21 protein-coding genes are annotated in these 24,004 nt (G+C 65.3%); 10 read left to right on the top strand and 11 right to left on the bottom strand.

Going from position 1 to position 24,004, the window contains the following annotated elements; genetic code table 11:
- Nucleotides 1–5: 5 nt before the first annotated feature.
- Together CXZ05_RS18230 and CXZ05_RS18225 are read right to left on the bottom strand one after the other, a co-directional pair.
- Nucleotides 6–905 carry a ParA family protein gene (locus tag CXZ05_RS18230; protein WP_102974002.1) on the bottom strand — a complete coding sequence of 300 codons (900 nt, stop codon included), beginning with the start codon at nt 903–905 and terminating at the stop codon, nt 6–8.
- Between the two features lie 239 nt (nt 906–1,144).
- Nucleotides 1,145–2,485 (bottom strand): cation:dicarboxylate symporter family transporter, encoded by a 1,341-nt coding sequence (locus CXZ05_RS18225; RefSeq protein ID WP_102973936.1) that lies wholly within the window; start codon nt 2,483–2,485, stop codon nt 1,145–1,147.
- 139 nt (nt 2,486–2,624) lie between these two features.
- Here CXZ05_RS18225 and CXZ05_RS18220 point away from each other — a divergent pair, with 139 nt between their 5' ends.
- Nucleotides 2,625–4,361 carry a sensor histidine kinase gene (locus tag CXZ05_RS18220; RefSeq protein ID WP_102973935.1) on the top strand — a complete coding sequence of 579 codons (1,737 nt, stop codon included), beginning with the start codon at nt 2,625–2,627 and terminating at the stop codon, nt 4,359–4,361.
- Nucleotides 4,358–5,071 carry a response regulator gene (locus CXZ05_RS18215; protein WP_102973934.1) on the top strand — a complete coding sequence of 238 codons (714 nt, stop codon included), beginning with the start codon at nt 4,358–4,360 and terminating at the stop codon, nt 5,069–5,071. The genes CXZ05_RS18220 and CXZ05_RS18215 overlap by 4 nt, the downstream gene beginning before the upstream one ends.
- Before the next feature lie 88 nt (nt 5,072–5,159).
- Here CXZ05_RS18215 and CXZ05_RS18210 read toward each other — a convergent pair whose 3' ends face one another.
- Entirely contained in the window at nt 5,160–6,728 is a 1,569-nt protein-coding gene (locus CXZ05_RS18210) for an HNH endonuclease signature motif containing protein (protein ID WP_102973933.1), read from the bottom strand.
- A gap of 389 nt (nt 6,729–7,117) precedes the next feature.
- On the opposite strand from CXZ05_RS18210, the gene CXZ05_RS18205 reads away from it, so the two are divergent.
- The gene (locus CXZ05_RS18205; RefSeq protein WP_102973932.1) at nt 7,118–7,756 is read left to right on the top strand and encodes a hypothetical protein; all 639 of its coding nucleotides are present in this window, start codon (nt 7,118–7,120) and stop codon (nt 7,754–7,756) included.
- 48 nt (nt 7,757–7,804) lie between these two features.
- Here the strand turns inward: CXZ05_RS18205 and ggt are convergent, their stop codons facing one another.
- Together ggt and CXZ05_RS18195 are read right to left on the bottom strand one after the other, a co-directional pair.
- Nucleotides 7,805–9,652, bottom strand: coding sequence for a gamma-glutamyltransferase (gene ggt, locus CXZ05_RS18200; protein ID WP_102973931.1), 1,848 nt, complete (start codon nt 9,650–9,652; stop codon nt 7,805–7,807).
- Between the two features lie 82 nt (nt 9,653–9,734).
- The gene (locus tag CXZ05_RS18195; RefSeq protein ID WP_102973930.1) at nt 9,735–10,976 is read right to left on the bottom strand and encodes an MFS transporter; all 1,242 of its coding nucleotides are present in this window, start codon (nt 10,974–10,976) and stop codon (nt 9,735–9,737) included.
- Nucleotides 10,977–11,171: 195 nt separating this feature from the next.
- On the opposite strand from CXZ05_RS18195, the gene CXZ05_RS18190 reads away from it, so the two are divergent.
- A complete protein-coding gene (locus CXZ05_RS18190; RefSeq protein WP_102973929.1) occupies nt 11,172–13,328 on the top strand; it encodes a glycogen debranching N-terminal domain-containing protein in 2,157 nt (718 codons plus the stop codon).
- Here the strand turns inward: CXZ05_RS18190 and CXZ05_RS18185 are convergent.
- Nucleotides 13,302–14,273, bottom strand: coding sequence for a 5'-3' exonuclease (locus tag CXZ05_RS18185; protein WP_180987448.1), 972 nt, complete (start codon nt 14,271–14,273; stop codon nt 13,302–13,304). The two genes, CXZ05_RS18190 and CXZ05_RS18185, sit on opposite strands and share 27 nt — an antisense overlap.
- Nucleotides 14,274–14,341: 68 nt before the next feature.
- Here CXZ05_RS18185 and CXZ05_RS18180 point away from each other — a divergent pair, with 68 nt between their 5' ends.
- Nucleotides 14,342–14,929, top strand: coding sequence for an HhH-GPD-type base excision DNA repair protein (locus tag CXZ05_RS18180; RefSeq protein ID WP_102973927.1), 588 nt, complete (start codon nt 14,342–14,344; stop codon nt 14,927–14,929).
- A gap of 57 nt (nt 14,930–14,986) precedes the next feature.
- Here the strand turns inward: CXZ05_RS18180 and CXZ05_RS18175 are convergent, their stop codons facing one another.
- The 4 genes from CXZ05_RS18175 to CXZ05_RS18160 form a co-directional block, all read right to left on the bottom strand.
- Nucleotides 14,987–15,451: a phage tail protein gene (locus CXZ05_RS18175; protein ID WP_102973926.1), complete on the bottom strand. Its 465-nt coding sequence runs from the start codon at nt 15,449–15,451 to the stop codon at nt 14,987–14,989.
- 85 nt (nt 15,452–15,536) lie between these two features.
- Nucleotides 15,537–16,883: a glutamine synthetase gene (locus CXZ05_RS18170; RefSeq protein ID WP_102973925.1), complete on the bottom strand. Its 1,347-nt coding sequence runs from the start codon at nt 16,881–16,883 to the stop codon at nt 15,537–15,539.
- 17 nt (nt 16,884–16,900) lie between these two features.
- Nucleotides 16,901–18,055 carry an amidohydrolase family protein gene (locus tag CXZ05_RS18165; protein ID WP_219726562.1) on the bottom strand — a complete coding sequence of 385 codons (1,155 nt, stop codon included), beginning with the start codon at nt 18,053–18,055 and terminating at the stop codon, nt 16,901–16,903.
- Nucleotides 18,056–18,069: 14 nt separating this feature from the next.
- A complete protein-coding gene (locus CXZ05_RS18160; RefSeq protein WP_102973924.1) occupies nt 18,070–18,654 on the bottom strand; it encodes a TetR/AcrR family transcriptional regulator in 585 nt (194 codons plus the stop codon).
- A 115-nt stretch (nt 18,655–18,769) separates the two neighbouring features.
- Between CXZ05_RS18160 and CXZ05_RS18155 the strand changes: the two genes are divergently transcribed.
- A complete protein-coding gene (locus tag CXZ05_RS18155; protein ID WP_102973923.1) occupies nt 18,770–19,123 on the top strand; it encodes a cupin domain-containing protein in 354 nt (117 codons plus the stop codon).
- Between the two features lie 37 nt (nt 19,124–19,160).
- On the top strand, nt 19,161–20,468 hold the full coding sequence (locus CXZ05_RS18150) for an NAD(P)/FAD-dependent oxidoreductase (RefSeq protein ID WP_102973922.1): 1,308 nt from the start codon (nt 19,161–19,163) through the stop codon (nt 20,466–20,468).
- Nucleotides 20,469–20,483: 15 nt separating this feature from the next.
- On the opposite strand, the gene CXZ05_RS18145 is transcribed toward CXZ05_RS18150, so the two are convergent.
- A complete protein-coding gene (locus CXZ05_RS18145; protein ID WP_102973921.1) occupies nt 20,484–21,092 on the bottom strand; it encodes a TetR/AcrR family transcriptional regulator in 609 nt (202 codons plus the stop codon).
- A 213-nt stretch (nt 21,093–21,305) separates the two neighbouring features.
- Here CXZ05_RS18145 and CXZ05_RS18140 point away from each other — a divergent pair, with 213 nt between their 5' ends.
- The 3 genes from CXZ05_RS18140 to CXZ05_RS18130 form a co-directional block, all read left to right on the top strand.
- On the top strand, nt 21,306–22,742 hold the full coding sequence (locus CXZ05_RS18140; RefSeq protein ID WP_102973920.1) for an APC family permease: 1,437 nt from the start codon (nt 21,306–21,308) through the stop codon (nt 22,740–22,742).
- Nucleotides 22,743–22,803: 61 nt separating this feature from the next.
- The gene (locus tag CXZ05_RS18135) at nt 22,804–23,601 is read left to right on the top strand and encodes a MoaF C-terminal domain-containing protein (protein WP_102973919.1); all 798 of its coding nucleotides are present in this window, start codon (nt 22,804–22,806) and stop codon (nt 23,599–23,601) included.
- A gap of 43 nt (nt 23,602–23,644) precedes the next feature.
- On the top strand, nt 23,645–24,004 hold a 360-nt coding region (locus CXZ05_RS18130; RefSeq protein ID WP_146033112.1), incomplete at its 3' end, for an aldehyde dehydrogenase family protein.

Below are 24,004 nucleotides of genomic sequence, written 5' to 3'. Positions count from 1 at the left end.
CCGGGCTAGGGCGCGCCGCCGCGCGAAATCAGTTCCTTGGCGAGGCGGCGGTAGGCGTCGGCACCCACGTGGTTTCCGGCGTAGCTCGTGATGGGCTCGGCGGCCACGGTGGCGTCGGCGAACTTGATGGAACGCTTGATGACGGTTTCGAAGACTTTGTCACCGAAGGCTTCCACCAGGCGGCTGATGACTTCACGGCTGTGCAGCGTGCGGGCGTCGTACATGGTGGCCAACACGCCGTCCACCTGCAGCCGCGGGTTGAGCCGGTCCTGGACCTTGTCGATGGTTTCGACCAGCAGGGCCACCGCGCGCAGGGCAAAGAATTCGCAGATGAGCGGAATGATCACACCGTGGGCCGCGGTCAGGGCGTTGACGGTGAGCAGGCCGAGGGAAGGCTGGCAGTCGATGAGCACGACGTCGTAGTCGTCCTCGACCTTCTTCAGCGCACGGTCGAGGACCTGCTCGCGGGCTACCTCGTTGACCAGCTGCACTTCAGCCGCGGAGAGGTCGATGTTGGCCGGCAGCAGGTCCACGTTCTCCACGCCGGTCTGGTGGATGGCCTCGCGGATGTCGATCTTGCGGTCCATCAGGACGTTGTAGACGGTCAGATCGAGTTCGTGGGGGTTGACGCCGAGGCCGGCGGACAGTGCGCCCTGCGGGTCGAAGTCGACCAGGAGCACGCGTCGGCCGTATTCGGCCAGCGCTGCGGCAAGGTTGATGGTGGAGGTGGTCTTGCCCACCCCGCCCTTCTGGTTAACCATGGCTATGACGCGGGCCGGTCCATGGGAGGACAGCGGCGCGGGCTCCGGAAATTCGCGGTGGGGGCGGCCTGTGGGACCCATGACGGCGTCTTCCAGGTCGAGTTCCGTGCCTTCCAGAGTTGCTGAACCCTGTTCGCTGCTCACGTATCTATCCACACTTTCGATGACGGTGATTTTTCTGCCGCTGTCTGCCAGCGCCCCTGCTTCTTCCACCCCAAGGCTACAGCGCCCGACACGGCATTCCGTGGACCTTGACTTTTGATGGCGTTTGAGCCTTTACCTTGTACCTGAGGTCGAAGGTTGGCTTTTGGCGGGCAATGAAACCGCCCGCACAGGCAGGGCCTGTGCGGGCGGTTTCATTATGGCTGTACTGGCGCCGGGCCTTAGGCCTTGGCCGGCATGGCGGGTGCGGGGGTCTCCACCACGCCGTGGTGGTGGGCCACCATGGTCTGCTCGTCGAACGGTTCCTCGCCGGACAGCACCCGGTTGACCTGTTCGCCGTCGACCTCCTTGACCCACGTGCCGATCAGCAGGGTAGCGACGGCGTTGCCGGTGAAGTTGGTCAGTGCACGGGCCTCGGACATGAAGCGGTCGATGCCCACGATCATGCCGACGCCGCCCAGCAGCTCGGGCTTGTGAGCCTGCAGGCCGGCGGCCAGCGTGGCCAGGCCCGCACCGGTGACACCGGCTGCGCCCTTGGAGGCGATGATCATGAAGACCAGCAGGGAGATCTGCGCGCCGAGGTCCAGCGGGGTGCCCATCGCGTTGGCCACGAAGAGCGACGCCATGGTCAGGTAGATGGCCGTGCCGTCCAGGTTGAAGGAGTAACCGGTGGGAACCGTTACGCCGACAACCGGCTTGGAGACACCCAGGTGCTCCATCTTGGCGATGAGGCGGGGCAGTGCGGCTTCGGAGGACGACGTCGAGAAGATCAGCAGGTATTCGCGGGCCAGGTACTTCATCAGCTTGAAGATGTTCACGCCGGTGACAACCTGCAGCAGGCCGCCGAGGATAACGACGATGAACAGCGCACAGGTGATGTAGAACGCGATCATCAGCGTGAACATGCTCACGATGGCCTGGAAGCCGGTGGCGCCGACCACCGCGGCGATGGCACCGAAGGCACCCACCGGGGCAAGCCACATGATCATGATCAGGATGCGGAAGACCAGGGCCTGGCCGTGGCCGATGGCCTTCAGGATCGGTGCGCCCGAGGGACCCATCTTCTGCAGCGCGAAGCCAACGAGGATGGCGGCGAGCAGGGTGGGAAGCACCGGAATGTCGCCGGGGATGATGCCCAGCAGGAAGTCTACGGTGCTGTCTGTGGCCGCCTTCTTGTTGGGGTCGTACGGCGTGAGCTTCAGGCCTTCGCCCGGGTGGATGATGTTGCCGACGACGAGGCCGATCGCCAGCGCGAAGGTGGACATCACGACGAAGTAGCCCAGGGCCAGACCGCCGACCTTGCCAACGGTGGCCGCCTTGGCGATGGAGCCGATGCCCAGCACGATGGTGCAGAAAATGACCGGGGCGATCATCATCTTGATCAGCTTGATGAAGCCGTCACCGAGGGGTTTGAGTGATTTTCCGACCTCGGGGAACAGCAGTCCCACCAGAGCGCCGAGGATGACCGCGGCGATAACCGCGATGTACAGGTAATGGGACTTGTCGAGTCCCTTACGCTCGGCTTTGGCCGGCGCTGCCGACTCTCCTCGTTGAGAAGCCATCTTGTCTCTCCTTATGGATAATCTGGAAGACGCTTCGGCACAATCTCTGGGCTCCGCGCGTCGGTCCTTGTGATTTCCATCATTCGCCACAGAGTGACTTGGCTCACCGTTGCGTTCATATTGGTCATGGGAGGTGTTGATGATCCACCGCTGGAGCATCGCGAGGCGGCTGTTCGTGGCGAACCTGCTGTTCATGCTGGCCCTGACGGCCATCGTCGGGACGGCCGTCTTCGTGGACGCCCGGGACCATGCGTACGAGGAGGCCGGCCGCCGGATGGGGGCTTTGGCGACGTCCATCGCCGACAACCCACTTGTTCTGCAGGCCGCCGGCACGGGGAACCCCTCGGCGCAGCTGCAGCCCTACGCGCTGAAGGTCATGGCCGACTCGGGGGCCGACTTCATCACGATCATGGCGCCGGACCGGACGCGGTGGACCCACCCCTTGGACGAGGAGCTGGGCCGCCCGTACATCGGCTCGATCGAACAGGCTCTCGAGGGCCGCGTGTTCACCGAGATCACCGCCGGAACGCTGGGTCCGTCGGTGCGGACGATCGCCCCGGTGAAGGACGCCCGCGGTGGGGTCCGCGCGCTTGTGGCGGCCGGCGTGACCGTCAATACGGTGGACGTGGCGGTGTCTGGAAGGCTGCCGGCGCTGCTCGCCGTCTCCGGCTTCCTGCTCGCGGGAGGATCGCTAGCGTCGTGGTTTCTTGGCCGCTACCTCCGGCGCGTGACCAGGGGGTGGGGTCCCGAGCAGCTGGCCCAGCTCTTCGCCTACTACGAATCGGTGCTGCACTCGGTCCGGGAAGGTGTTGTACTGATCGACCCGGCCGGAAGGGTGGTCATCTACAACGACCAGGCGGCCGAACTGCTGGGGCTGGAGCCGCGGGAAGCGGAGGACGACCACGCGGCCACGCCGCAGGTCGCCGACCTGCCCCTGGCACCCAGTCTGAAGGAGCTTTTTGAATCGGGGCGCACGGCCCACGACGAAATCCACCTCACCCGTGACGGCGTGCTGGTGGTTAACCAGCGCCCGGCAGTGGGGCCGGGGTCCTCCGCCGGCCGGCAGCGCGGCCCGGTGTTCGGCACCGTCGCCACCATCCGCGACCGCACGGAGATCGAATCCCTGGGCACCGAGCTTGAGAGCATGCGGACGCTCTCAGATGCCCTCCGTGCGCAGACCCACGAGCACGCAAACCGCCTTCACACCATGGTCTCCCTGCTTGAGCTCGGCCGGACTGATGAGGCCCTCGACTTTGCCACGAAGGACCTGGAGCTGAGCCAGCAACTGACGGACGACGTGGTCGGGTCAGTCCAGGAGCCGGTGCTTAGCGCACTGGTCATGGGCAAGGCAGCCGAGGCCCACGAGCGCGGCGTCGAGCTGGTGGTCGAGGCGTCCGGGCCGGCCCTCAGCGGAGAGTTGGCCGTCCAGGACCTGGTCACGGTCCTTGGCAATCTGCTGGACAATGCCATCGACGCTGCCGCCGAGGCCCCCGGACCAAGGCGGGTGGAGCTGCTGGTGGACACGGCGGGCGGGAGCCTGGACATCACCGTGCAAGATTCGGGCAAAGGCATTGACCCAACAGCTGTGGACGACGTATTCCGCTACGGTTTCAGCACCAAGACGGCCGGGCCCTTCGGGCGGGGCCTCGGCCTGGCACTGGTGAAACAAGCCGTCCAGCGCCTGGCCGGTACCATGAGCATCAGCAACTCGAGCACCGGCGGGGCACGCTTCCACATCGCGCTTCCGGCCACGATCGCTTCGGACACATTGCTCCCAGACACCTTTCCACCAAGCACGTCGCCGTCCAGCACATTCCCGTCCAGCACGGCCGCATCGAGCACGGCCGCATCGAGCCCCCCGGAGGAGCACGCGTGACAGACATCCGAGTCCTCGTCGTCGAGGACGAGCCCGTAGCGGCTGCGGCACACGCCGCCTACGTGGGCAGGGTGGACGGCTTCACGCTGGCCGGAACGGCCCCGGACGGCCAGTCGGCGCTCCGGATGCTCACTGAGTTCTCCGCCGCTGGCAGCCCGGTGGAGCTGGTTCTGCTGGACATGAACCTGCCGGACCTGCATGGCCTCGACATCGCCCGGCGGATGCGCTCCGCCGGGCACTTCGCGGACATCATCGCAATCACAGCCGTTCGGGAACTGGCGATTGTCCGCAGCGCCGTCTCCATCGGCGTCGTGCAGTACCTCATCAAGCCGTTCACCTACGCGACGTTCGCGGACAAGCTGGAGAGCTACCGGCAGTTCCGTGAGCAGCTGGCAGGACCGGTAGCGGGGTCAGCGAAGGCAGCCGCATCGCAGAGCGATGTGGACCAGGCCTTTGCCAGCCTGCGGGCGCCGTCCGAGCTGCCGCTGCCAAAGGGCCTGGCCCCTTCAACGCTCGACGCCGTCCGCGACTTCATGAAGGAACAGCCCGGGGCCGTCTCGGCCACCGAAGTCATGACGGCCTTGGGGATGTCGAGGGTCACGGCGAGGCGCTACCTCGAGTACCTTGCCGACGCCGGAACGGTCTCCCGAACGGCACGGTACGGAGCTCCGGGCCGCCCTGAGAATGAATACCGCTGGTCCCGCTCCTGATCACCGACGGGCGCCATGGGTTCAGCACTTCAGGCATTCCGGTGCCTACACCGGAATCAAGAACAGGCACCGGAATGGAGATGCGCCCTCAGGCAGCCGCCGGTGAGGACCAGTAGGGCCCGGGATCCAAAGGCAGCGGTGGATCCAGGTCTTCGGGTCTGTCCAGCTGCTCCAGCCAGTCCTGCGGCTCCGGGCAATCCTGGCCGGGTGCCGGTTCGGGCCAGCTGGGTGGTTCCCAGTCCTGATATTCGGCCGGGTAGGACCGGCCCGACGGTGAAATCCAGCCCGGCGGCGCGTCACGGGTCGCGCCGACCGGTCTCCACGCCGTGGTGTGTTTCAGTCGGTGATGTTTCGGGCAGGGCTGGCCAAGATTGGTGACGCCGGTTCCGCCGCCGTCGGCCCAGGCGAGTATGTGGTCGGCGTCGTTGTCCAGGGAGTGGTTGTTGCAGTTCGGGAACGTGCATTTCGCGTCGCGGAGCCGCAGCCATTGGCGCATCGGCTTCGTCAATCGGTAGCTGGTGCGTCCGATCTCCAACGGTGCACCGTCCCGCGGGTCGGTCAGCACCCGCAGGAACGACGTGGCGCCGTCGGCTACCAGCCGGCGGCCCATGGACGGCGGGATCGGACCGTAACCGTCCAGCGTGGCCGGTTCTTCCGTCAGGCCCAGCAGCGAGAACGCCGGAACCGTGACCAGGACCTGCGCCGCCGGGGACGGCACACCACCGGCTGGCACCTCATCGGCCAGCACGGAGTCTGCGGTCAGGGAAACTGCGGGAAGGGCTGCGGTCGGGTCCACAGGCGCGCCGTCAACCCGCTGAGATGGGCCCAGCATCCACGTGGCGGCGGCATCGACCCGCAACTGCGTCAGCGTCCGGGATTCGGTCGGACCCTGCATGGCACGGGCGGCGGCGGTGGTCCGGTCCCAGATCCCGGCAGCCTGGTCCGCCGGCAGGTACGCCGACAGCCAGGCCATGCCGTCCCTGTCCGGGACATACTCCAGCCGCCGGTCCTTCACACTCTTGGCGTGCCGGGTTTCGATACTGACCGGGTGATGCCGTTCCCGCCAATACCGTGCCTTGGCCCGGAACCTGCCCGGTGTCAGCTCCCCCGCCCGGCAACCCCGAGCCGGGTTCGGCGCGTCCGGGTCCAGGAAATGCGCCTCAAACGCCGCCGCCACTTCCGGTGCCAGCCCGTCGGTCTCATCGCACATGATTTTCGCGTGCTGCCACGACAGCATTCCCGCCCCGAGCGCGGCCAGCGTCAACGGCAGATCCGTACGCAACACAGCCCCTTCGGACAGAAGTCGTGCCGCCGACCCCTCACTCACGGTCAGCGCGCCAGCAACCTCAGCAGTCACGGACATCCGCCGGACGGTGCGGTCCTGCACAGGCGCGTTGGGCGGAGTCATGGCCTCCTCCGCCGCGGCGAATCCGGCGGCCAGGTTCACCTTCACGGCCGCCAGCTGCGCCTCCATCCTGGCCACCCCGGCCAGACCGTCCAGGCACGCATCCGCTTGATCCCCCAGCGCATCCGCCTGATCCGGCAGCAGATCCACGCCGTCCGGGCGCGGATCGCCCGCCCTGCGGAGCTCAGCAGCGAGTGAAAGAGCGGAGGCACCGATGGCCTCCAACGTCTCCGCAACTGCTGCGTTATCCATACCCACAGCATGACAGGGGGCACCGACATTAAAGGGTGCAAAGGGCACCACATGCTGGTCGAATCGAAAAAGTCTTTAGATCCACCCGGGAACGAAATCCAGGTGGCAGCACAGGGCGTTCCCAACCCTGAGAACCCCCTGTGCTGCCACCCAGATGGGCACACAGCTGAGCCAAAAGCCTCCGGGCAGCACCGCCATCCCGCAGTGACCGATGACTCTTGCGACGGGGGCACTCGGCCCCGGTCACCTCCTGGCTCCTTTCGTCGCAAAGGCCGGGCAACGGAGCGGAAGCCGAACGTTGGAAAAACTTGGGCAAGCCCGAAGAAGCGCATAATGGCATGATCCACAGGCGAAGAATTCCGACGGCGGCCAGGGACAAGGAGGTTCGCATGTTGCGGCTTCCGCGCATCACAGTTGAGGTTCCGGTGCTCGCCGTCGGCACCAAACCCGCGGACTACGAACAGCTCGCCGTCTACGCGGACGGGCTGCGCAGGCCGCAGGGCCTGCACATGACCCTGCTCCACATCGGCATCCTGGAGGATTTCGCGGCCGACGTTGCTGAATGGACCAAGGGCGCGACGGATCCTGCCGCGGCCGTCGTCAAGACTGCAGACTGGCTACGCGCGCTGCCCGTGTTGGAGGGCTTCTCCGGAACCGCCGAACGACTGGTTCTGCTGGGCGGCGGTAGGGTCTCCGGGCTCGAGGTCGAGGTGCCCCCGGGCGTGCGGGACTTCCAGGTCTCGCTTGTTGTGGCCCTCCATGAGCTGCTGGATGACCTGCTGGTGGACAACCCCGATGACTTCATCCTCAGTTCCCGCGCCCTGGGCTACAGGTATCCGCGGTGGCGCCCCCACGTTGCCGTGGGCAAGCCGAAGCCACAGGGGCATTCAGGGCAGGGCCGCCCAGGGGGAGGCCGTTCGCGGGAACGAAGCGACGCCTGGGAAATCCGTCCCCTCACGGTGGAGTTCGGGCGGTCGCAGATCCGGAACGGGCAGCTACTGCCGGGCCCTGGCGACAGCCTTCCTTGACGGCTCGCCTTGGGCAGGGGCTAGGCATCCCAAGAACGACGACGGGTCTCACCTTGCAGGCTTAACCACCATGGCGGAGCCTCCTCCCCGCCTGACCGGCTCGGCCGCGGCGACCATGCGGCCACCGGACTTGAACTCGATGGCCGTGGCCGCGCCGATCTCCGCTGCCGAAGTGAACGCGTCACCGGACGGGGTGAACTCGTGGCCGAACGGCTTCAGCTGGCTTTCATACGTCTTTATGAACGCCGGCTCGGCCGTAACCTTGGCCGCGTTCCGCTGCGCCGCCCGCGGAGCCGCGATGGCAGCGGAGATGTTCATCCCCAGGTCCACCCTGTTCAGGATGGTCTGCAGGACGGTGGTGATGATCGTCGAGCCGCCGGGCGAGCCGAGGGCCAGGAACGGCTCGCCGTCCTCGAGGATGATGGTCGGCGACATCGACGACCGGGGCCGCTTGCCGGGCTCAATCCGGTTCGGGTCCTTCGGGTCGTACACAGTGGAGAAGTCGGTCAGCTCGTTGTTCAGCAGGAATCCGCGGCCAGGCACCACGATGCCGGACCCGCCGGTCTGCTCGATGGTGAGGGTGTACTCGACGACGTTGCCCCACTTGTCCGCGACGGTCATGTTGGTGGTGGAGATGTTCTCAGTGTCCTTCTCGCTGGCGGGGGCCGCCGCGGCGGCCGGGCACGCGCCGTCGTAATTTGCCACGTCACCGGGGGCCACCGGCTTCATGGCCGCATGCTTCGGATCAATCTTGCAGGAGCGTTCCTTGCCGAACAGGGGATCCGTCAGGGCGTTGGTGGGGACATCGACGAACGCGGGGTCGCCCACGTACTTGCCGCGGTCAGCGAAGGCGAGCGCGCTGGCCTCGAGGTAGTGGTGCAGCGCGCCGGGCCTGGACATGCCGGAAAGGTTGAACGGCTCGAGGATGTTCAGCGCCTCGCCCACGGTGGTGCCGCCGCTGCTTGAGGGGGCCATGCCGTAGACGTCGAAGCCACGGTATTCCACGTGGGTAGGGGACTGGTTCAGCGCGCGGTACTTGGCGAGGTCCGCCGTTGTCAGGTGGCCTACAGGAACAGGCAGCTTTGTGGTCTTGGTCTTGGGCGGAGCCTGGACGGTCGACGCTATCTCCTTCGCGAGCGCCCCGTGGTAGAAGCCGCGTGTTCCCTTGTCCGCGAGCAGCCGGTAGGTCGCCGCAAGGTCGGGGTTTTTGAAAATACTGCCGACGGCGGGTGCGTCACCGCCGGGGAGGAAGAGCTTGCTGGTTGAGGTGAACGCCTGGAAGCGGAGCTTGTTGTCGAGGGTCTGCTGGCGGAAGGTGCCGTCCACCACGAAGCCACGGTCCGCAACCTCGATGGCCGGCTCGAGGACGTCGTCCAGGTCCTTGGTTCCCCACCGGTCAAGCGCTCGCTCCCACGTGGCCGGCGTGCCGGGCACACCCACCGACACGCCACTGGTGACGAGCTCGGGAGTGAAGTTGTAGGGCTTGCCCGCCGGGTTTTTCGGGGTAATGGTAGCGGGGTCGATGAAGGCGTCGTGCGGCATGGCCGCGGGTGCCGTCTCACGGCCATCGATGGTGCTCACCCGGCCGGTGCGTGCGCTGTAGAAGAGGAAGTACCCGCCGCCGCCGACCCCGGCACTGTACGGCTCCGTCACGCCGAGGGTGGCCGCAGCGGCGACCGCGGCGTCCGCAGCGTTGCCTCCCCTGCGGAGGATGTCAATGGCCGCGGCCGAAGCCTCCGGGTCCACGGTGCTCACCGCGCCGCCATATCCGGTGGCCGTCGCGGTCTTTTCGGTTACCCGCTCATCAGCAAACGCGGGAGTGGTGACGGCGCCCGCCGTCACGCTCATTGCCAGGGCCGTGGTGACGGCTGCTACTCGGCTTTTTAGGTGTGGCATGGTCGCTCCCGGGTCGGGGTCGTGCGGGTGACGGTACTGTCACGCTACTCCGCAGTGGAAGGACACTCAACGGCTTAAACATTCATCGGCCGTGTGCTTCATCTGCCGCGGCGCGCTGCCGGCGGCTGGCATACAGGAACGGCACGGCGAGCAACTGGATGGCGCCGCTGAACGCCACCGAAGCCGGATAGCCGTACACATCGGCGGTCCGGCCGAGCACGGGCTGCACCACCACGCCGCCGCTTGAGCCCATGAGGGAGGCGAAGCTGAGCACCGTCGCCCGCTGCCTGGAGTCGATCATGTCGTTGAGGTAGGCCTGCCCCACCGGGGTCCCGACCTCCGCCACCAGCGCCCAGACGGCCAGCAGCACCAGGGCCACCCAGAACTCACGGGTGAAGCCGAGCGCCACCAGGATCAGCGCACTCCCGGCCCCGCTGAGGATCAGCACCGTGGTGCGTTTGCGGACCAGCCGCCGGAAGCGCGGCGCCAGCCAGCCGCCGAGGACCTCGGCCCCTGCCACGATGGCTGCGGCCAAACCTGCGATGGCATACGCGCTGCGGTCGCCGAACAGCTCAAGCAGGTACGGCTGCAGGGCGTAGAAGACATAGATCCCGACGCCGGACGTGAACGGCGCGGACAGCATCACGTAACGCACGGGCGGATTTTTCAGGCCGTTCTCGATGGACGCTGAAAGGACAGCGCGGGTCGCCTCAATGGGACGCGCGGAGCGTTCGGGGGTGAAGCCGACGTCGTGCATGAGCCACAGGGCCACCCCGAACATGGCCAGCAGCACGCCCACCCGCAGCAGGAACGGCACACCGAGGTCGGTGGCCTGGGCAATGACGCCGCCTGCCACCGACCCGATGAGCATGGCGGTGCCGGACACCACCTGGCCGCGCCCGAATACCGTCTCCAGCGCACCGTCGTAGCCGGAGAAGTGCAGCGCATCCACGAGCCACGCCTCCACGGCGCCGGAGAAGAAAGTGAAGCCCAAACCGAGCAGCACGGAAACCACTGCCCACGCCCAGAAGGGCGCGGAAAGCTGCCACAGCAGGTAGTAGAGGAGCGTCGAGATGGACAGGGTGGCGGTGCCAAGCAGGAACGACACACGGCGCCCCCAGCCGTCGGCCACCACACCCGTGGGCACCTCGAACAGCACCATACCGGCGGTGAAGAAGGCGTTCGCGGCAAAGGCTTCGAGGTTGCTGAGCCCGGCGTCGAGCAGGAAGAGCGTGTTGATGCCCCAGATGAACGACGCCGCAAGCGTATTGCCGAGTGTCAGCGTCAGGTAGATGCGCTGCACCTTGCGGGCCGCCGGGTTCATCGCCTCGCTGTCCGTCCCGGCGCGAAGTTGGGGCACGAAACCCATTCTCGTCGTCTTCGCCGGGGGCCGCCAGAGACCCTTTTATCAGGAGTCGTTCGAGCGTAGCGTCATGCCCAACGGAGTAGGCGGCGAAAGGCAGTGCGGCTCCGGTCCGCGCAGCGCCGTCTCCCTCCTGAGCCGTCGAAGGAGGCGGGAATGGCTGCTGGCTGGAATGCTGACACAGCTGCCGGCCCGGTGGGGTCGGGCACGGTCACCCTTGTGGAAGGTTCGTCCTTCTGCATTTCCTCGGCAAACGGGGATATCCATCCGGAGCATCCGCATGGGGTCTTCCATGAGGACACCCGCATCCTGTCCCGCTGGAACCTGTCCGTGAACGGCCTGCCCCTGGAGGCGCTGACGGCGGAGACCAAGGAGCCTTACCGGGCGCTGTTTATTGGCCGGGTTCCCCGCTCCGACGGGTACGCGGACAGTCCGCTGATCGTAGAACGCCTGCGGGAGGTCGGTGCCGGCATCCGCGAGGAGATCACCATCAGGAATTACTCCTCCAAGGAGACTGAGTGCATCGTTTCGCTCAGTGTTGAATCCGATTTCGCTGATCTTTTTGAGGTGAAGGAGGCACGTGTCCAGCGGCGCTGGGAAGAATCCCGCCAGCCTGAGGGCGACTCACTGGTGATCAAGGCGGGCTGGCAGGACCTCGTCAAGAGCGTCGTCGTCAACGCGCATGGCGCCGAGGTCACCGCCGATTCCCTGACCTTCCGAACGGTGGTCCCGCCGCGCGGTGCATGGAGCTCGCGGGTGAGCGTGGCGCCGGCCGCCAACGGCGGCGGGGTCCCGCCGTCGTCGTTAGCCCGTCCCGCGCTCGGTGACGTTTCCCCGAGTGACCGCCGCCGGCAGGAGTGGGTGGCCAAGATTCCCAAGCTGCACATGGGCAACCGCTCCATCGAGCGCACCCTGCGGCGCAGCTACGACGACCTCGGCGCGCTCCGCATCGAGGACCCGGCCCATCCGGAGCGGATCGTGGTGGCTGCGGGTGCCCCGTGGTTCATGACGCTGTTCGGCCGGGACTCGCTGTGGGCCTCGGAAATGGCGCTGCCGGTGGATCCGTCCCTGGCGCTGGGGACCTTGCAGACGCTGGCTGACCGGCAGGGCAAAGCGGTGGACGTCATGAGCGAGGAGGAGCCCGGGAAGATCCTGCACGAGGTCAGGCTCGGCATCTCCAGCGGGCTGGCGCTGGGCGGCAAATCAGCCTACTACGGCAGTGTCGATGCCACACCGCAGTTCGTGATGGCGCTCGGTTCGGTGAGCCGCTGGGGCTTCGCGAAGGACACGATCGCAGCGCTGCTGCCCCATGCCGACCGCGCTCTGGACTGGGTACGGAATTACGGCGACAAAGACGGCGACGGGTTCGTCGAGTACGAGCGCCTCAACGACCAGGGCCTGATCAACCAGGGCTGGAAGGACTCGTGGGACGGCATCAACTTCGCGGACGGGACGCTGGCCGAGCCTCCCATCGCGCTCTGCGAAGTCCAGGCCCTCGTCTACTCTGCGCTCCTGTCCAGGGCATGGATGGCGTACGACGCCGGCGACGTACCGTTGGCCGCGCGGCTCACCGAAGAAGCGGCGCAGCTGAAGAAGAAGTTCAACGAACAGTTCTGGCTGCCGGACCGCGGCTATTACGCCGTCGCGCTGGACCGCAACAAGCGGCCGGTGGACGCGTGCACTTCCAACATGGGGCAGTGCCTGTGGCACGGCATCGTGGATGAAGACAAGCTGCCGCTGGTAGCCGAGCGGCTGATGACCCCCGAAATGTTCAGCGGCTGGGGCGTCCGGACGCTGGCCACCGACATGGGCGCCTACAACCCGGCCAGTTACCACAACGGCTCGGTCTGGCCCCATGACAATGCCATCATCGCGGCGGGCCTGTTGCGCTACGGCTTCGTGGAGGAGGCACAGCGGATCGCCACGGCTCTGCTGGAAGCGGCCGAATACACCGACGGGCGCCTGCCGGAACTGTTCTGCGGCTTCAGCCGGGACCAGGTCACCGAACCGGTGCCGTATCCGACGGCGTGCTCCCCGCAGGCATGGGCTGCCACCACGCCGATCATGCTGGTGACCAGCCTGATGCGGTACGACGCGCATGTGTCCCGGGGCGGCATGTGGATGGACCCCGTGCTGCCCAAATCCTACGGCGACCTGCACATCACCAACGCCCCCATGGGCGGCGGACGGATCACCATCGACATCACGGGTTCCGAGCCCTCCGTGCAGGGGCTGGCGGAAGGACTGACATTCCACCGCGAACACCGGCCGTGGCTGACGGAGCTGCTAGCTGAAGCCGGGCTGGGAAAGTAGGCCGGTCTGGGGGTGGCGGTCCAGCGCCTGCAGCAGCCGTTGAACGGAGCCACCGAGGTTCCATTCGGTGGCGAGCCGCTCGAGCTCTTCCCGCGCCTCGCCCCCAACGGCATGCAGTTCCGCACCCGCCTCCTCAAGGGACGGCAGCTCCAGGTTGCGCACCACGTTGACGACGGCGGGGGCCACCTTGAGATAGTCCGCGGCAGCAGCGAGCTTGGACCGCACCGAGGCGGACACCCCGCCTCCGGGATCTGCCGCCGCCTCTACCAGCCCGTCGAGTGTGCCGTGCTCCAGGAGGAGCGCCGCGGCGGTCTTCTCGCCGATGCCTGCGACGCCGGGCAACCCATCCGAGGCGTCGCCGCGGAGGGTGGCGTAGTCGGCATACTGCTCGGGGAGCACGCGGTACTTCCCGACCACGACGGCGTCGGTCAGGATTTCGAGGTTCCTCATGCCCCGGGCAGTGTAGATCACGCGTACCTGCCGCGCATCGTCGACCAGCTGGAAGAGGTCCCGGTCCCCCGTTACAACGTCGACCGGAAGCTCGGCGTGGCTGGCGTAGGTGCCCACGACGTCGTCGGCCTCGTGCTCCGGAGCGCCCACGACGGCGATGCCAGCAAGGGCCAGCACGTGGCGGATCAGGGGGATCTGCGCCTCGAGCGCGTCCGGGACCACCTCCACGTCGGGGGCAGCCGGCCTCACCTCCGCGACCCGGTGGGACTTGTAGGTCGGGACGAGGTCCACCCGCCACTGCGGACGCCAGTCGTCATCCCAGCATGCGACCAGATGCGTGGCGCCGTACTCCGTGGTGAGCCGCGCGATCATGTCGAGCAGGCCGCGGACGGCGTTCACCGGCGTGCCGTCGGCCCTGCGGATGGTGTCGGGCAGGCCATAGAAGGCGCGGAAGTAGAGGGAGGCGGTATCCAGCAGCATCAGGCGGTTGACCATGACTGATCCTGACACGGATTCACAATCGAGTGCCTGTGACACGGGCCCGGAAGTGGGAGGATGGGCGAATGGAACTGCACATCACCGGCGACCCTGCCGCCGACAAACTGCTCAGCGATGACGCCTTCGCGCTGCTCACCGGCATGCTGCTTGACCAGCAGGTGACCATGGAGTCGGCGTTCGCCGGACCCGAAAAGATCCGCACGCGCATCGGGTCCATCAGTCCTGCTGCGGTCGCCGAACATGACCCGGCCGGCTTCGTCGAGGTGTTCAAGGAGCGCCCGGCAGTCCACCGCTTCCCGGGCTCCATGGCTGGCCGTGTCCAGGCGCTCGCCGAGGCCGTGCAGAGCGAGTGGGGCGGCGACGCAACCGCCATCTGGACCCGGGACGATCCCGACGGAAAGGAAGTTCTCCGCAGGCTGAAGGCATTGCCTGGATTTGGCGAACAGAAGGCCAAGATCTTCCTGGCGCTGCTCGGCAAACAACGCGGGCTCGAGGCGCCGGGCTGGCGCGAGGCTGCCGGCCACTATGGCGAGCAGGGCTCCTACCTCTCGGTCGCGGACATCGTCGACCCTGAGTCGCTGACGAAGGTGCGCGCCAGCAAGCAGGCAGCGAAGGCCGCCGCCAGGGCAGCGAAGGCGCCGGCCGCCGAATAGCGGCTAGGCCGAATAGCGGTTAATTACGACGGCGGCCGGTCGCCTTGGCGGGTCTGCTCAGTACTCGCCCTTGATCACGAAGTAGGAGCCGCGGATCTCACCGGCCAACTTCGACTTTTGGCGCGCGAACTTGAAGCTTGATGCGAGTTCCTCGGGAACTTCCATGCCCTGCGAGAGCTTGAAACCCACTGCTCGCTTCGCGCCGGCCTCGATGCCGTACATCACGTTGATGGACAGGCCCGATTCGTAGAACACATACGCCATCCGGAACCCGTCCACTTCAAAGGAGGCAACCTCAAGCGGCCGGGACGAGATGACGATGTTGCGCTCGTTGGAGAGGATTCGGCTCACCCAGTCGAGCGTTTCCGGCGCCTCGCTGGCGGGCCTGACGGTGAAAACGTGGTCGTACTTGTTCTTGTAATAACGTGCCTCGTTGGCACGCAGCCCTGCCAGCGGTTCCGCCACTGGGGACGATTCCACTCCAACGGTGGATACGTTCTGGAAGTCTACGGTGTATGGCATGCGCCCTCCTGGTAGTGGTTCATCGCACTCTTCACCCTAATGTCCACCGCCCCGGCCCGGCTTCTCGATTCCTGATCGCTTGGAGTCAGTACCGCCAGCGGAGGGCAGCAATCACGGCCTCCCGGTCAAGCTTGGCAAATCGCTCTGCTTCACCCCGCCGCACGGCCACATAGGCGTCCACCAATTCATGGCCCAATGCTGAGCGGAGGAAACTGCTGCCGTCCAGATCGTCCAGGGCCGTGAACGTGTCAGGCGCAAACGCCCGGATATTCAGTCGCTCCCTCTCCGCCTCGCTTAAGGTCCCGGGGTCGACGGTGACCTCCGCAGGCAGTTTCAGCCGCCTCCTGAAGCCCTCCATTGCGGCGGCAAGAATGGCTGCCACGGCAAGGTACTGGTTGGCGGATCCATCGCAGCATTTCACTTCGACGTTCGATTGCCCGTCCTCGAAGCCCTTCAGGCCCGGCACGAAGCGGACGGCGGCCTCGCGGTTGCCCGTGCCCCAGCAGATAAAACTGCCCGCCCATTGTTCTGGCTGAAGCCGGGCCAGGCTCAAGGCGCTTCCGCCCAGCAATGCCGCGCTTTCCGCAAGCCTGCCGAGCACGCCCGCGATCATGCTCTCGCCGTCCGGGCGCATCTGCGTGGCGGCTGCAGCGTCGTGGAAGACGTTGCCCTCCCCGTTCCTCGCGGAGACGTGGATATGGCAGCCGTTGGTGGCGGTTCTGGAATCCGCTATTGGCGAGTAGGAAACGTGCAATCCATGCCGCCGGGAGACCCGGGCGACGATGAACCGGGCGAGAAGGTAATCATCCACGGCCTGAACCGGGCTCCTCGGGGCCAGCGCGATTTCCACCTGGCCCCGACCATACTCGGGGTGAATCTGTTCAACCGGAACGCCGGCCTCCAGCAGCGCTGCAAGCACGTCCAGAATCCAGGCTTCCAGCTGCAGGAATGCGGCGGCACTGTAGCCCGGACCATCGTGCGCCAGAACTGGGAGATCCGGCGCACCGGTGAACACCGTGAACTCCAGTTCGAAGCCTACGGAAGCCTCCAGTCCGGCCCTTGCCCATTCCGCAGCAACACCTTTGAGTGCCGTGCGTGGGCAGGTTGGATAAGGAGCACCGTGCATGTCCACCAGGTCCGCCGGGGCCCAGGCGAGGCCGCTTGCCTTGTCAATGACGGAAACTGCCGCGCGGTCCGGCATTCCGCGCAGGTCACCAACGATGGGATCGATCGCCGATGACCGGGTGACATGGTCGTCGGCGGCCAACAGGACCCCGACGCTCACTGAGATGCCGCAGCCATGGTGGAAAGCACCCTCTACCTTGGGTCCCGGCAGTACTTTGATCCGTGCAACTCCTGCGTTGTCCAGGCTGGAAATGACAAGTGCCCTGACTTGTTGGAGATCCATGTCTGCCTTGGGATTTGACGTCACAGCCTTCCTTTCGTTGTTCAGGCGAACGGCACTGAGTATTCGGCGTTCAAGTTATAGACGCGCTTCGCGTTTTCTGAGGCAACCATCGTGGCAATTCTCTCGGCGTCCTTGGGGGTTGCCCAGCCCGAGGCAGTCCATTCGTCCATCAGGGCCGCGAACTCCGTTCGCCAGATGGCCGCACTGACGGCGTAGTGCTCGGCAAGGCCATACGAGTCCGATGAGTAGAGAACCTTGCTGAACGGTGCAATCTCCATCACCTGGCGGATCGCGGTGCCGGCACTCGGACCCAGGTAATGCGAAACCAGACCCACGTCCAGGTAGACGTGCGGGAAGACCTGGGCCAGGATTCCGGCTTCCCTGATAAACGGGTAGCAATGCAGCAGCATGAAATCGACACCCAGTGTTCTGGTGGCGTGGAAGAGCGGGCTGAGCCTGGATGGATCAGCCCGGAACAGCTCAATGTCTCCGTCGCCGTATCCCGTGTGGAGCTGAATGGGAAGGCCTGCGTCGATCCCGCACCAAAGCCCGAACCTCAGCAGGACCGGGTCCGTCACTCTGAAGGTCCCCGTTCCCTCCGCAGTACGGAACCATTCGTCGGCGGCTTGGAGCACTTCCCGCCCGGACGGCCGTTCAACGGGAATGTCGAAACCATGTCGGTAGGCGATGATGGATTTCAGCCCCACAGCCTCGCGGCTTCTGGCGGCCAGCGTCGCCGGGAGCTCCGAAATGAAGCCGGCTGCTGTGGATGCGCAAGCAAGGTCCTCCAATACCCTCTCGATGCGGACGATCTCGCTGGTACGGGCTTCAGCACGCGCTGCCATGTCGGCGGGGTCAAGAAGCCGTGCATCCCGGATGCCCGTGTCAACGAGGTACTCGGATGTTCCGGTGCTGCGAAGCAGCAGCCTGTTTGTTTCGGCGGCGCCGATGCTCCTGCGCCGCGCCAGGTATTCATCCAATGGCGCAAGGGGTTCGAGCCCGAGGACGGGCGCGCAGAAGCGCCGTACCGCCAGCCCGAAGGGCGAATCAAGGCTGTCCGTGCCCGCCGGTCCCGGCCAGTCGGATTCGGTGGCCAGACTCCTGAACCCGTCCTCGCTCAGTTCTGTGTCGACTACACCGTGGCAGTGGTGATCGATCAGGGGCAGGTCGGTTACGCGCTTGCTGGTGTCAGTCATGGACTGCCTCCAATTCAGCTGGCGTTGACCACCGGGGTGGTTATCCGCCCACCCAAAGCGACCCAGAGGTAGCGGATGGCTGCCTCGACGCCTTCGGGATTCACTCCGGCCAGGAGCTGCAGGACCAGCCCGTCCAGCGCTGCGAACGCGGCCTGGGCAGCGCCCTCCTGCCCGCCGAAGCCAATCCGCTCCAGGCCGTCGGAGAGCGCTGCAATGTAGCTCTCGTACAGATGGCGCACAGGCTCCGCCAGTTCGGGGCGCCGCCGGGATTCCAAGATCATTTCGTACTGGAAAATCTGGATATCGGGGTTGTCCTCAATCAGCGACAGAATGCTCTGGCAGAACTCCTCTTCGGTCGCAGGGAGCGCCTCCAGCTGTGACAGCCCGATCGACTGCTGCACGGACCATTCGAGTGCGGCTTCAATGAGGGCGTCCCGCTTGCCGAAGTGATGGACCACCAGAGTGTTGTTGACCCCGGCGTGCTCGGCAACAGCACGGAACGTCAGGCCCCGCAGTCCCTTGCGCGCCACCACATGCACGGTTGCGGCCAGCAGAGCTTCGCGCCCTGTGCCGTAGCCATTTTGTTTCTGCCCGGTCATGCACCGATTCTAGCCGCTGGCCGCAAGGTATTGACTTTAAACCTAAGCAAATGCTTAGCTGTGATGCAACACACAACTAAGCAACTGCAGAGTTGTTCAAATCCCGGAGGAACCAATGTCCACGTCCACAAACGCCATCGAATTCACCGTCCACGACACCTTCGATCCGCAGAAGTACGAGCCTTTCATCCTCGGCCAGGTCCAGTGGGTGCGACGCCCCGGAGACGGAAATCGCCCTGCGCTGTCCGCCGGTTTCTGGCACGTCACCACTGAAGAGGCCCCCGAGCCGTTCGATCTGCTCATCGAGGCGGACGAGAACATCCACATCATCGAAGGCCACCTGCACATTGAGGTCGACGGGGGCGAGAGCTTCGATCTGAAGGCAGGTTCAGCGGCTTCGTTCAACAAGGGAGCCCAAACCCGGTGGACCGTCGTCGAGGACACCACGGAGTTCTTTGTCTACTCCTGATCAGCACCCGGAATTTCTAAAAACAGAAGGCTCCATCGTGAATAACACCCTCCCCCAAACCCAGCAGGCCGACGTCGTCATCATCGGAGCCGGCTTTGCCGGCCTCACCGCGGCCCGTGAACTACGCCAGGCCGGATTGTCCGTAATCGTTCTCGAAGCCCGCGACCGAATCGGCGGCCGCACCTGGCTGGATGAGCGGCTTGGCCGCCCGTTGGAAATGGGCGGCACCTGGGTCCACTGGACCCAGCCCTATGTGTGGGCGGAGCTGAAGCGCTACGGCATCGGCACCGTTCAGAGCCCGGTCCCGGAACGTGCCTACTGGTGGGCAGGCGGCGCACAGCACGAGGGCAGCCCGGATCAGCTGCTGAACGAGATCGATGCCCCTAACCGCCGGCTCGTGGAACAATCGCGCGAGTACTTCCCCGAACCCTTCGCCCCGTTCACCAACCCTGACGTCAAGGGCATCGATCATGTTTCCTTGCCGCAGAAGATCGCAGAACTGCAGCTCACGGATTACTCCCGCGACATCTTGGAATCATTCTGGACGCTGAACTTCAACGGGCCGATCGCCGATGCTGCGCTCACCCAGGCCCTGCGGTGGGTGGCGCTCACCAACGGAGACTGGATGGTCAACTTCGAAGCCTGCGCCACCTTCAAGATCGATGGAGGGACCGGCAAGCTGATCAGCGGCATCGCCGCCGGAACAGACGTGCGCCTCGAGAAAACCGTTTCGGCAGTCCGCTACGCGGACTGCAACGCCACCGTCATGACCAGCGACGGCGAAGAGTTCCACGCAGCGCACGTGATCTGCACGCTTCCGCTCGGAGCCATGGGCGCGGTGGCGTTCGATCCCCCGCTTCCGGCGGCCAGCCGGAAGAGCGTCGCTGAAGGCCAGGTTTCCAAGGGCATCAAGGTCTGGATCACCGTCAGGGGCGAGGTGAAGCCCTTCGTTGCCCTCGGATCCGCCGAATGGCCACTGAACTTCGTCCAGACGGAATACAACCATGATGGAGACACTATCCTGGTTGCCTTCGGACCCAACACGGCCCGGCTTGATGCCACCGATGCCCGGCAGGTCCAGGCCGCTCTTGACCTGCTCGCGCCGGACCTTGATGTACTGGATGTCGCCAGCCACGACTGGACCAGCGACCCGCTGTCAGGTGAAACGTGGCCCATGCACCGGCCGGGCTTCCTGACAGAGTCCCTCCCCGGTTTCCAGCAGCCGCAGGGTGCCCTCCTGTTCGCGGGTTCTGACTTTGCTAATGGATGGGGCGGCTTCATCGACGGCGCCATCGAAAGCGGCCTGGAAGCCGCCCGGAGCATTGTGAACGAGCGCAGCGCCTGACTTCCAGGGCGGGCGTTACTTCTCGGCCGTGGAGATGGCGGCGGCGTTCACGTCGCCGGCTGTGCCCGAACGCTCAAGGAGCCTGCCGACCTGGACGACGGCGGACCTGATCTTCCCCGGATTTCCAAACGTAAGGAACTGGAGCATCAGTCCGTCGAGTGCGGCGAAAACCGCCCGGGAAAGTTCGTCGTCCGTATCGAGGGAACGCTGGCGGAGAGCCGTTTCGACCGTTGAGATGTAGTTGTCATAGAGGCGGTCCAGAAGGGCCTTGAGCTCCGGCTTCCGCCGCGCCTCAAGAAGCATTTCAAACTGGAACAGCTGCAATTCCGGCTCAGAGGCTACGGAAGCCAGAAGAGCATCGGCGAACTGCTCGTCGAAATCCGCTACGCGGGCAAGCCCGGTTTCATCAATGGACCGCTGCACAGCCCACTCAAGGGTGGCCGCGAGCAAACCTTCGATCGAACCGAAGTGATGCGTAATGAGCGTGTGATTCACACCTGCCCGGGCGGCAACAGACCGGTATGTGACTCCCCGGAGGCCCTTCTTGGCAACGACATCAATGACGGCCGCCAGCAGTGCATCGCGGCCATCCCCGTAGGGCAAACGCTGGGAATCCAAGCTCATAAGCCGATTTTAGCCCCGCCCGCACGCCTGCTTGAGACCCTTGACACGCAGAACTAAACACTTGTAGAGTTTGAGCGGTGATGCGGCTCACGTTCCGCTCGTCACATTCGCTTTTTCCGGAAGACGCGCACGAGGGGGTGCGCCTTCAACCGGTGCCCACACTTACTCATAGGCATGACTCGTGAGTCCTTGCCCTGGCGAAAGAGCCACATCATGAATCAACAAACCGGACAGATGCCCGCTCAGGACACGGTCACCAGCCCTGCCCGCCTGCGCCCGAATAAGCTGGGCGTCGTCGCAGTTGCCTTCTTTGCGATCGCCGCCGCCGCGCCCATGGCGGCCGTTGTCGGCGCGAGCCCTGTCCTGTTCGCGGCCAGCGGCCCCGGAACCCCCGTGATCTACGTGATCGCGGCCCTTTTGGTGGCCCTGTTTTCCGTGGGATATCTGCGGATGAGCCAAAGCATCACCAACGCGGGGGGATTTGTCGCCTACATCGCCAGGGGACTGGGAACGAAGTGGGCCACCGGCGGGGCAGGAATCGCGATCCTGACCTATGTCAGCCTCCAAGTGGGGCTCTGGTCCCAGTTCGGTGTCTTCGCCCAGCAACTCGTCGCGACCCTGACAGGACTTGGACTACCGCCATACTTCTGGATCGTCGTCGTGCTGTCGCTGGCCACCGCCCTGACCATGAAGGGCGTGGATGCAAGCCTGAAGGTTTTGGGCGTGCTGATCTTGGGCGAAACGCTCGTCGTTACGGCACTTGTCGTTTCGCTGATCGCCCAAAAGGGGTTCGGGATCTTCACCTTCGACGGGTTCACCGGCGCCAACATTGTGGGACCCGGGCTCGGGATCTCGTTGCTTTTCGCCTTTGCCTGCTTCACAAGCTTTGAAGCGACAGTCGTTTTTGCGGAGGAAGCCGTGAACCCGCGCAAGACGATTCCGCGCGCCGCCTATCTCGTCATCGCCTTCGTTGGTTTCTTCTACATGGTCTCCACTTGGGCAATCAGCGGAGCGATCGGCATCGACCGGGTCCAGTCCGAAGCCGCAGGCAACCCCGCCGGCATGATCTTCGACCTCGCCCAGAGCAGCGCCGGCTCCTGGCTCAGTGTCTCCATGCAGATCCTCGTCGTGACCAGCTTCATTGCCATGATGCTGGGCCTGGCCAACATGTTCGCCCGGTACCTCTTTGCCCTCGGACGCGCCGGAACGCTGCCCGCCAAGCTGGCATCAGTCTCAAAGAGCGGCGCCCCGCGGTTCGCCGGATTGGTCAACGGCCTTGTGGTCCTGGCCGTCATCAGCGTCTTCCTGATCTCCGGGGCCGATCCCATCACCACTGTGTTCGCATGGTTCGTCGCCCTCGGAACCGCCGGCTTCATCAGCATCCTCCTCCTGACGTCTGCAGCGATCATTGTCTTCTTCGCCAGGGCGAAGGTCCGGGACAACCTCTGGGTAACCGTCATTGCACCTGTCCTGTCCTTCATTTCGTTCAACATCATCGGCTACCTGACCCTGGACAACTACGACGCCCTGCTCGGCGGCGCCGGCGGTGCTGCCCGCTGGCTCCTGCTCGGCATCCCCATCGTCCTCATCGCAGGAATAGCCCGGGGAGCCCAGAAACCGTCAATCGACTACGCCTCCGAAATCGTCTGACGCCATAACTCCCAAAGCACCGAACAGTTCAGCAAGAACCAATCCCAACCAAAGGAAAACCATGACTGCGACAGACATCCAGGACTACGTTCCCGAAAACGAATGGCCCTCCGTGGCCACCATGCTCGACGGATTCGGAGACCAAACCCTGCCCGCCTCCGCGGCCCTGACCGGCACCGCACTGCACCTCCCCCAGGACGGCGCCGGCACAACCACCTACACCTTCCACGACGCACACTCCCTCACATGGACCTCCGACGGCAAGGGGGACCAGGGTGCAGCCAGGTACAAGGCGATCGAAGCGCGCCCAGGGATTTTCATCATCGACTTCGTCAAGGGCGAAGGCCGCCACGCTGAAAATGTCACCATCATCCTGGACCGGAATACCGGCGCCGTCACAACTGCCATCAGCTCCTTCATCGCCGAAGGAGACAAGATCCGCAGTAGCACCAGCTTCAGCCACGGAAACGTGGACGGGGCTGCGGCCGTGCATTCCCGCTCCGGTGGACTGGTCGGCAAGCGTATCTACTACCGCTACAGCGACGTCGAAACCTACGAGCACATCTACCTCAACGCCGGCACCTTCACCTGGCATTGCCTCCGCGGCGGCGAGGCAGGACTGGCTGACACTGACCGCTGCCTGACCTTCGACGTCGGCCAGGACCTCTACCTGTTCTTCTGGGCCGAAAAAGTCATGACCGTTGAGGCAGTCTTGCTTATCGACCTGCGCGAGCAGCGCTCCATCGGACGGATGTTCGGCTGGGACGAGCCCGCGGCCGAACCGGTGGTCCTGCCTTTCAACTCCCGCCTGAGTGTCCTGAACACCACCGAATACCCGCAGGACAACCACAAGCACTAACCGGCCATCGGCAACCCAATCAGCCACTCCACGAGGAACACCAATGGAAACTTACGATTCACTGCTTGCCAGCATCTCCGCAGCGCCCGGCCAGGAGACCCGGACCATCTTTGACCCCGCTACCGGCGGCGTTGTCGGCGAGGCCCCGGTTCACACCGTTGAAGACCTCGAGACCGCGGTGGCGGCGGCCGTCGCCGCCCAGCCGGCGTGGGCTGCGCTGGGCCACGACGCAAGGTCCGCCGCGCTGCTCAAGGCCGCCGACGCCGTCGAACGCTCCGCTGAGGAACTCGCCCAACTGCTCTCCCGCGAACAGGGCAAACCCCTCAACGGCCCCAACGCCCGCTTCGAGGTCGGCGCCTGCGCCGCCTGGCTCCGCAACACCGCCACCACCGAACTCAAACCC

The organism is Arthrobacter sp. AFG20 (assembly GCF_002892795.1).
Lineage (GTDB): Bacteria > Actinomycetota > Actinomycetes > Actinomycetales > Micrococcaceae > Arthrobacter.
The sequence above is the reverse complement of the archived record's forward strand: the minus strand, read 5'-3'. Positions and strand labels throughout refer to the sequence as shown.

Bases quoted from the DNA above. Each gene is read 5' to 3' on its own strand.
- CXZ05_RS18225 (WP_102973936.1), bottom strand. From the start codon at position 2,485: ATGGCTTCTCAACGAGGAGAGTCGGCAGCGCCGGCCAAAGCCGAGCGT.
- CXZ05_RS18220 (WP_102973935.1), top strand. From the start codon at position 2,625: ATGATCCACCGCTGGAGCATCGCGAGGCGGCTGTTCGTGGCGAACCTG.
- CXZ05_RS18210 (WP_102973933.1), bottom strand. From the start codon at position 6,728: ATGGATAACGCAGCAGTTGCGGAGACGTTGGAGGCCATCGGTGCCTCC.
- CXZ05_RS18205 (WP_102973932.1), top strand. From the start codon at position 7,118: ATGTTGCGGCTTCCGCGCATCACAGTTGAGGTTCCGGTGCTCGCCGTC.
- ggt (WP_102973931.1), bottom strand. From the start codon at position 9,652: ATGCCACACCTAAAAAGCCGAGTAGCAGCCGTCACCACGGCCCTGGCA.
- CXZ05_RS18195 (WP_102973930.1), bottom strand. From the start codon at position 10,976: ATGAACCCGGCGGCCCGCAAGGTGCAGCGCATCTACCTGACGCTGACA.
- CXZ05_RS18190 (WP_102973929.1), top strand. From the start codon at position 11,172: ATGGCTGCTGGCTGGAATGCTGACACAGCTGCCGGCCCGGTGGGGTCG.
- CXZ05_RS18185 (WP_180987448.1), bottom strand. From the start codon at position 14,273: ATGGTCAACCGCCTGATGCTGCTGGATACCGCCTCCCTCTACTTCCGC.
- CXZ05_RS18180 (WP_102973927.1), top strand. From the start codon at position 14,342: ATGGAACTGCACATCACCGGCGACCCTGCCGCCGACAAACTGCTCAGC.
- CXZ05_RS18175 (WP_102973926.1), bottom strand. From the start codon at position 15,451: ATGCCATACACCGTAGACTTCCAGAACGTATCCACCGTTGGAGTGGAA.
- CXZ05_RS18165 (WP_219726562.1), bottom strand. From the start codon at position 18,055: ATGACTGACACCAGCAAGCGCGTAACCGACCTGCCCCTGATCGATCAC.
- CXZ05_RS18160 (WP_102973924.1), bottom strand. From the start codon at position 18,654: ATGACCGGGCAGAAACAAAATGGCTACGGCACAGGGCGCGAAGCTCTG.
- CXZ05_RS18155 (WP_102973923.1), top strand. From the start codon at position 18,770: ATGTCCACGTCCACAAACGCCATCGAATTCACCGTCCACGACACCTTC.
- CXZ05_RS18145 (WP_102973921.1), bottom strand. From the start codon at position 21,092: ATGAGCTTGGATTCCCAGCGTTTGCCCTACGGGGATGGCCGCGATGCA.
- CXZ05_RS18140 (WP_102973920.1), top strand. From the start codon at position 21,306: ATGAATCAACAAACCGGACAGATGCCCGCTCAGGACACGGTCACCAGC.
- CXZ05_RS18135 (WP_102973919.1), top strand. From the start codon at position 22,804: ATGACTGCGACAGACATCCAGGACTACGTTCCCGAAAACGAATGGCCC.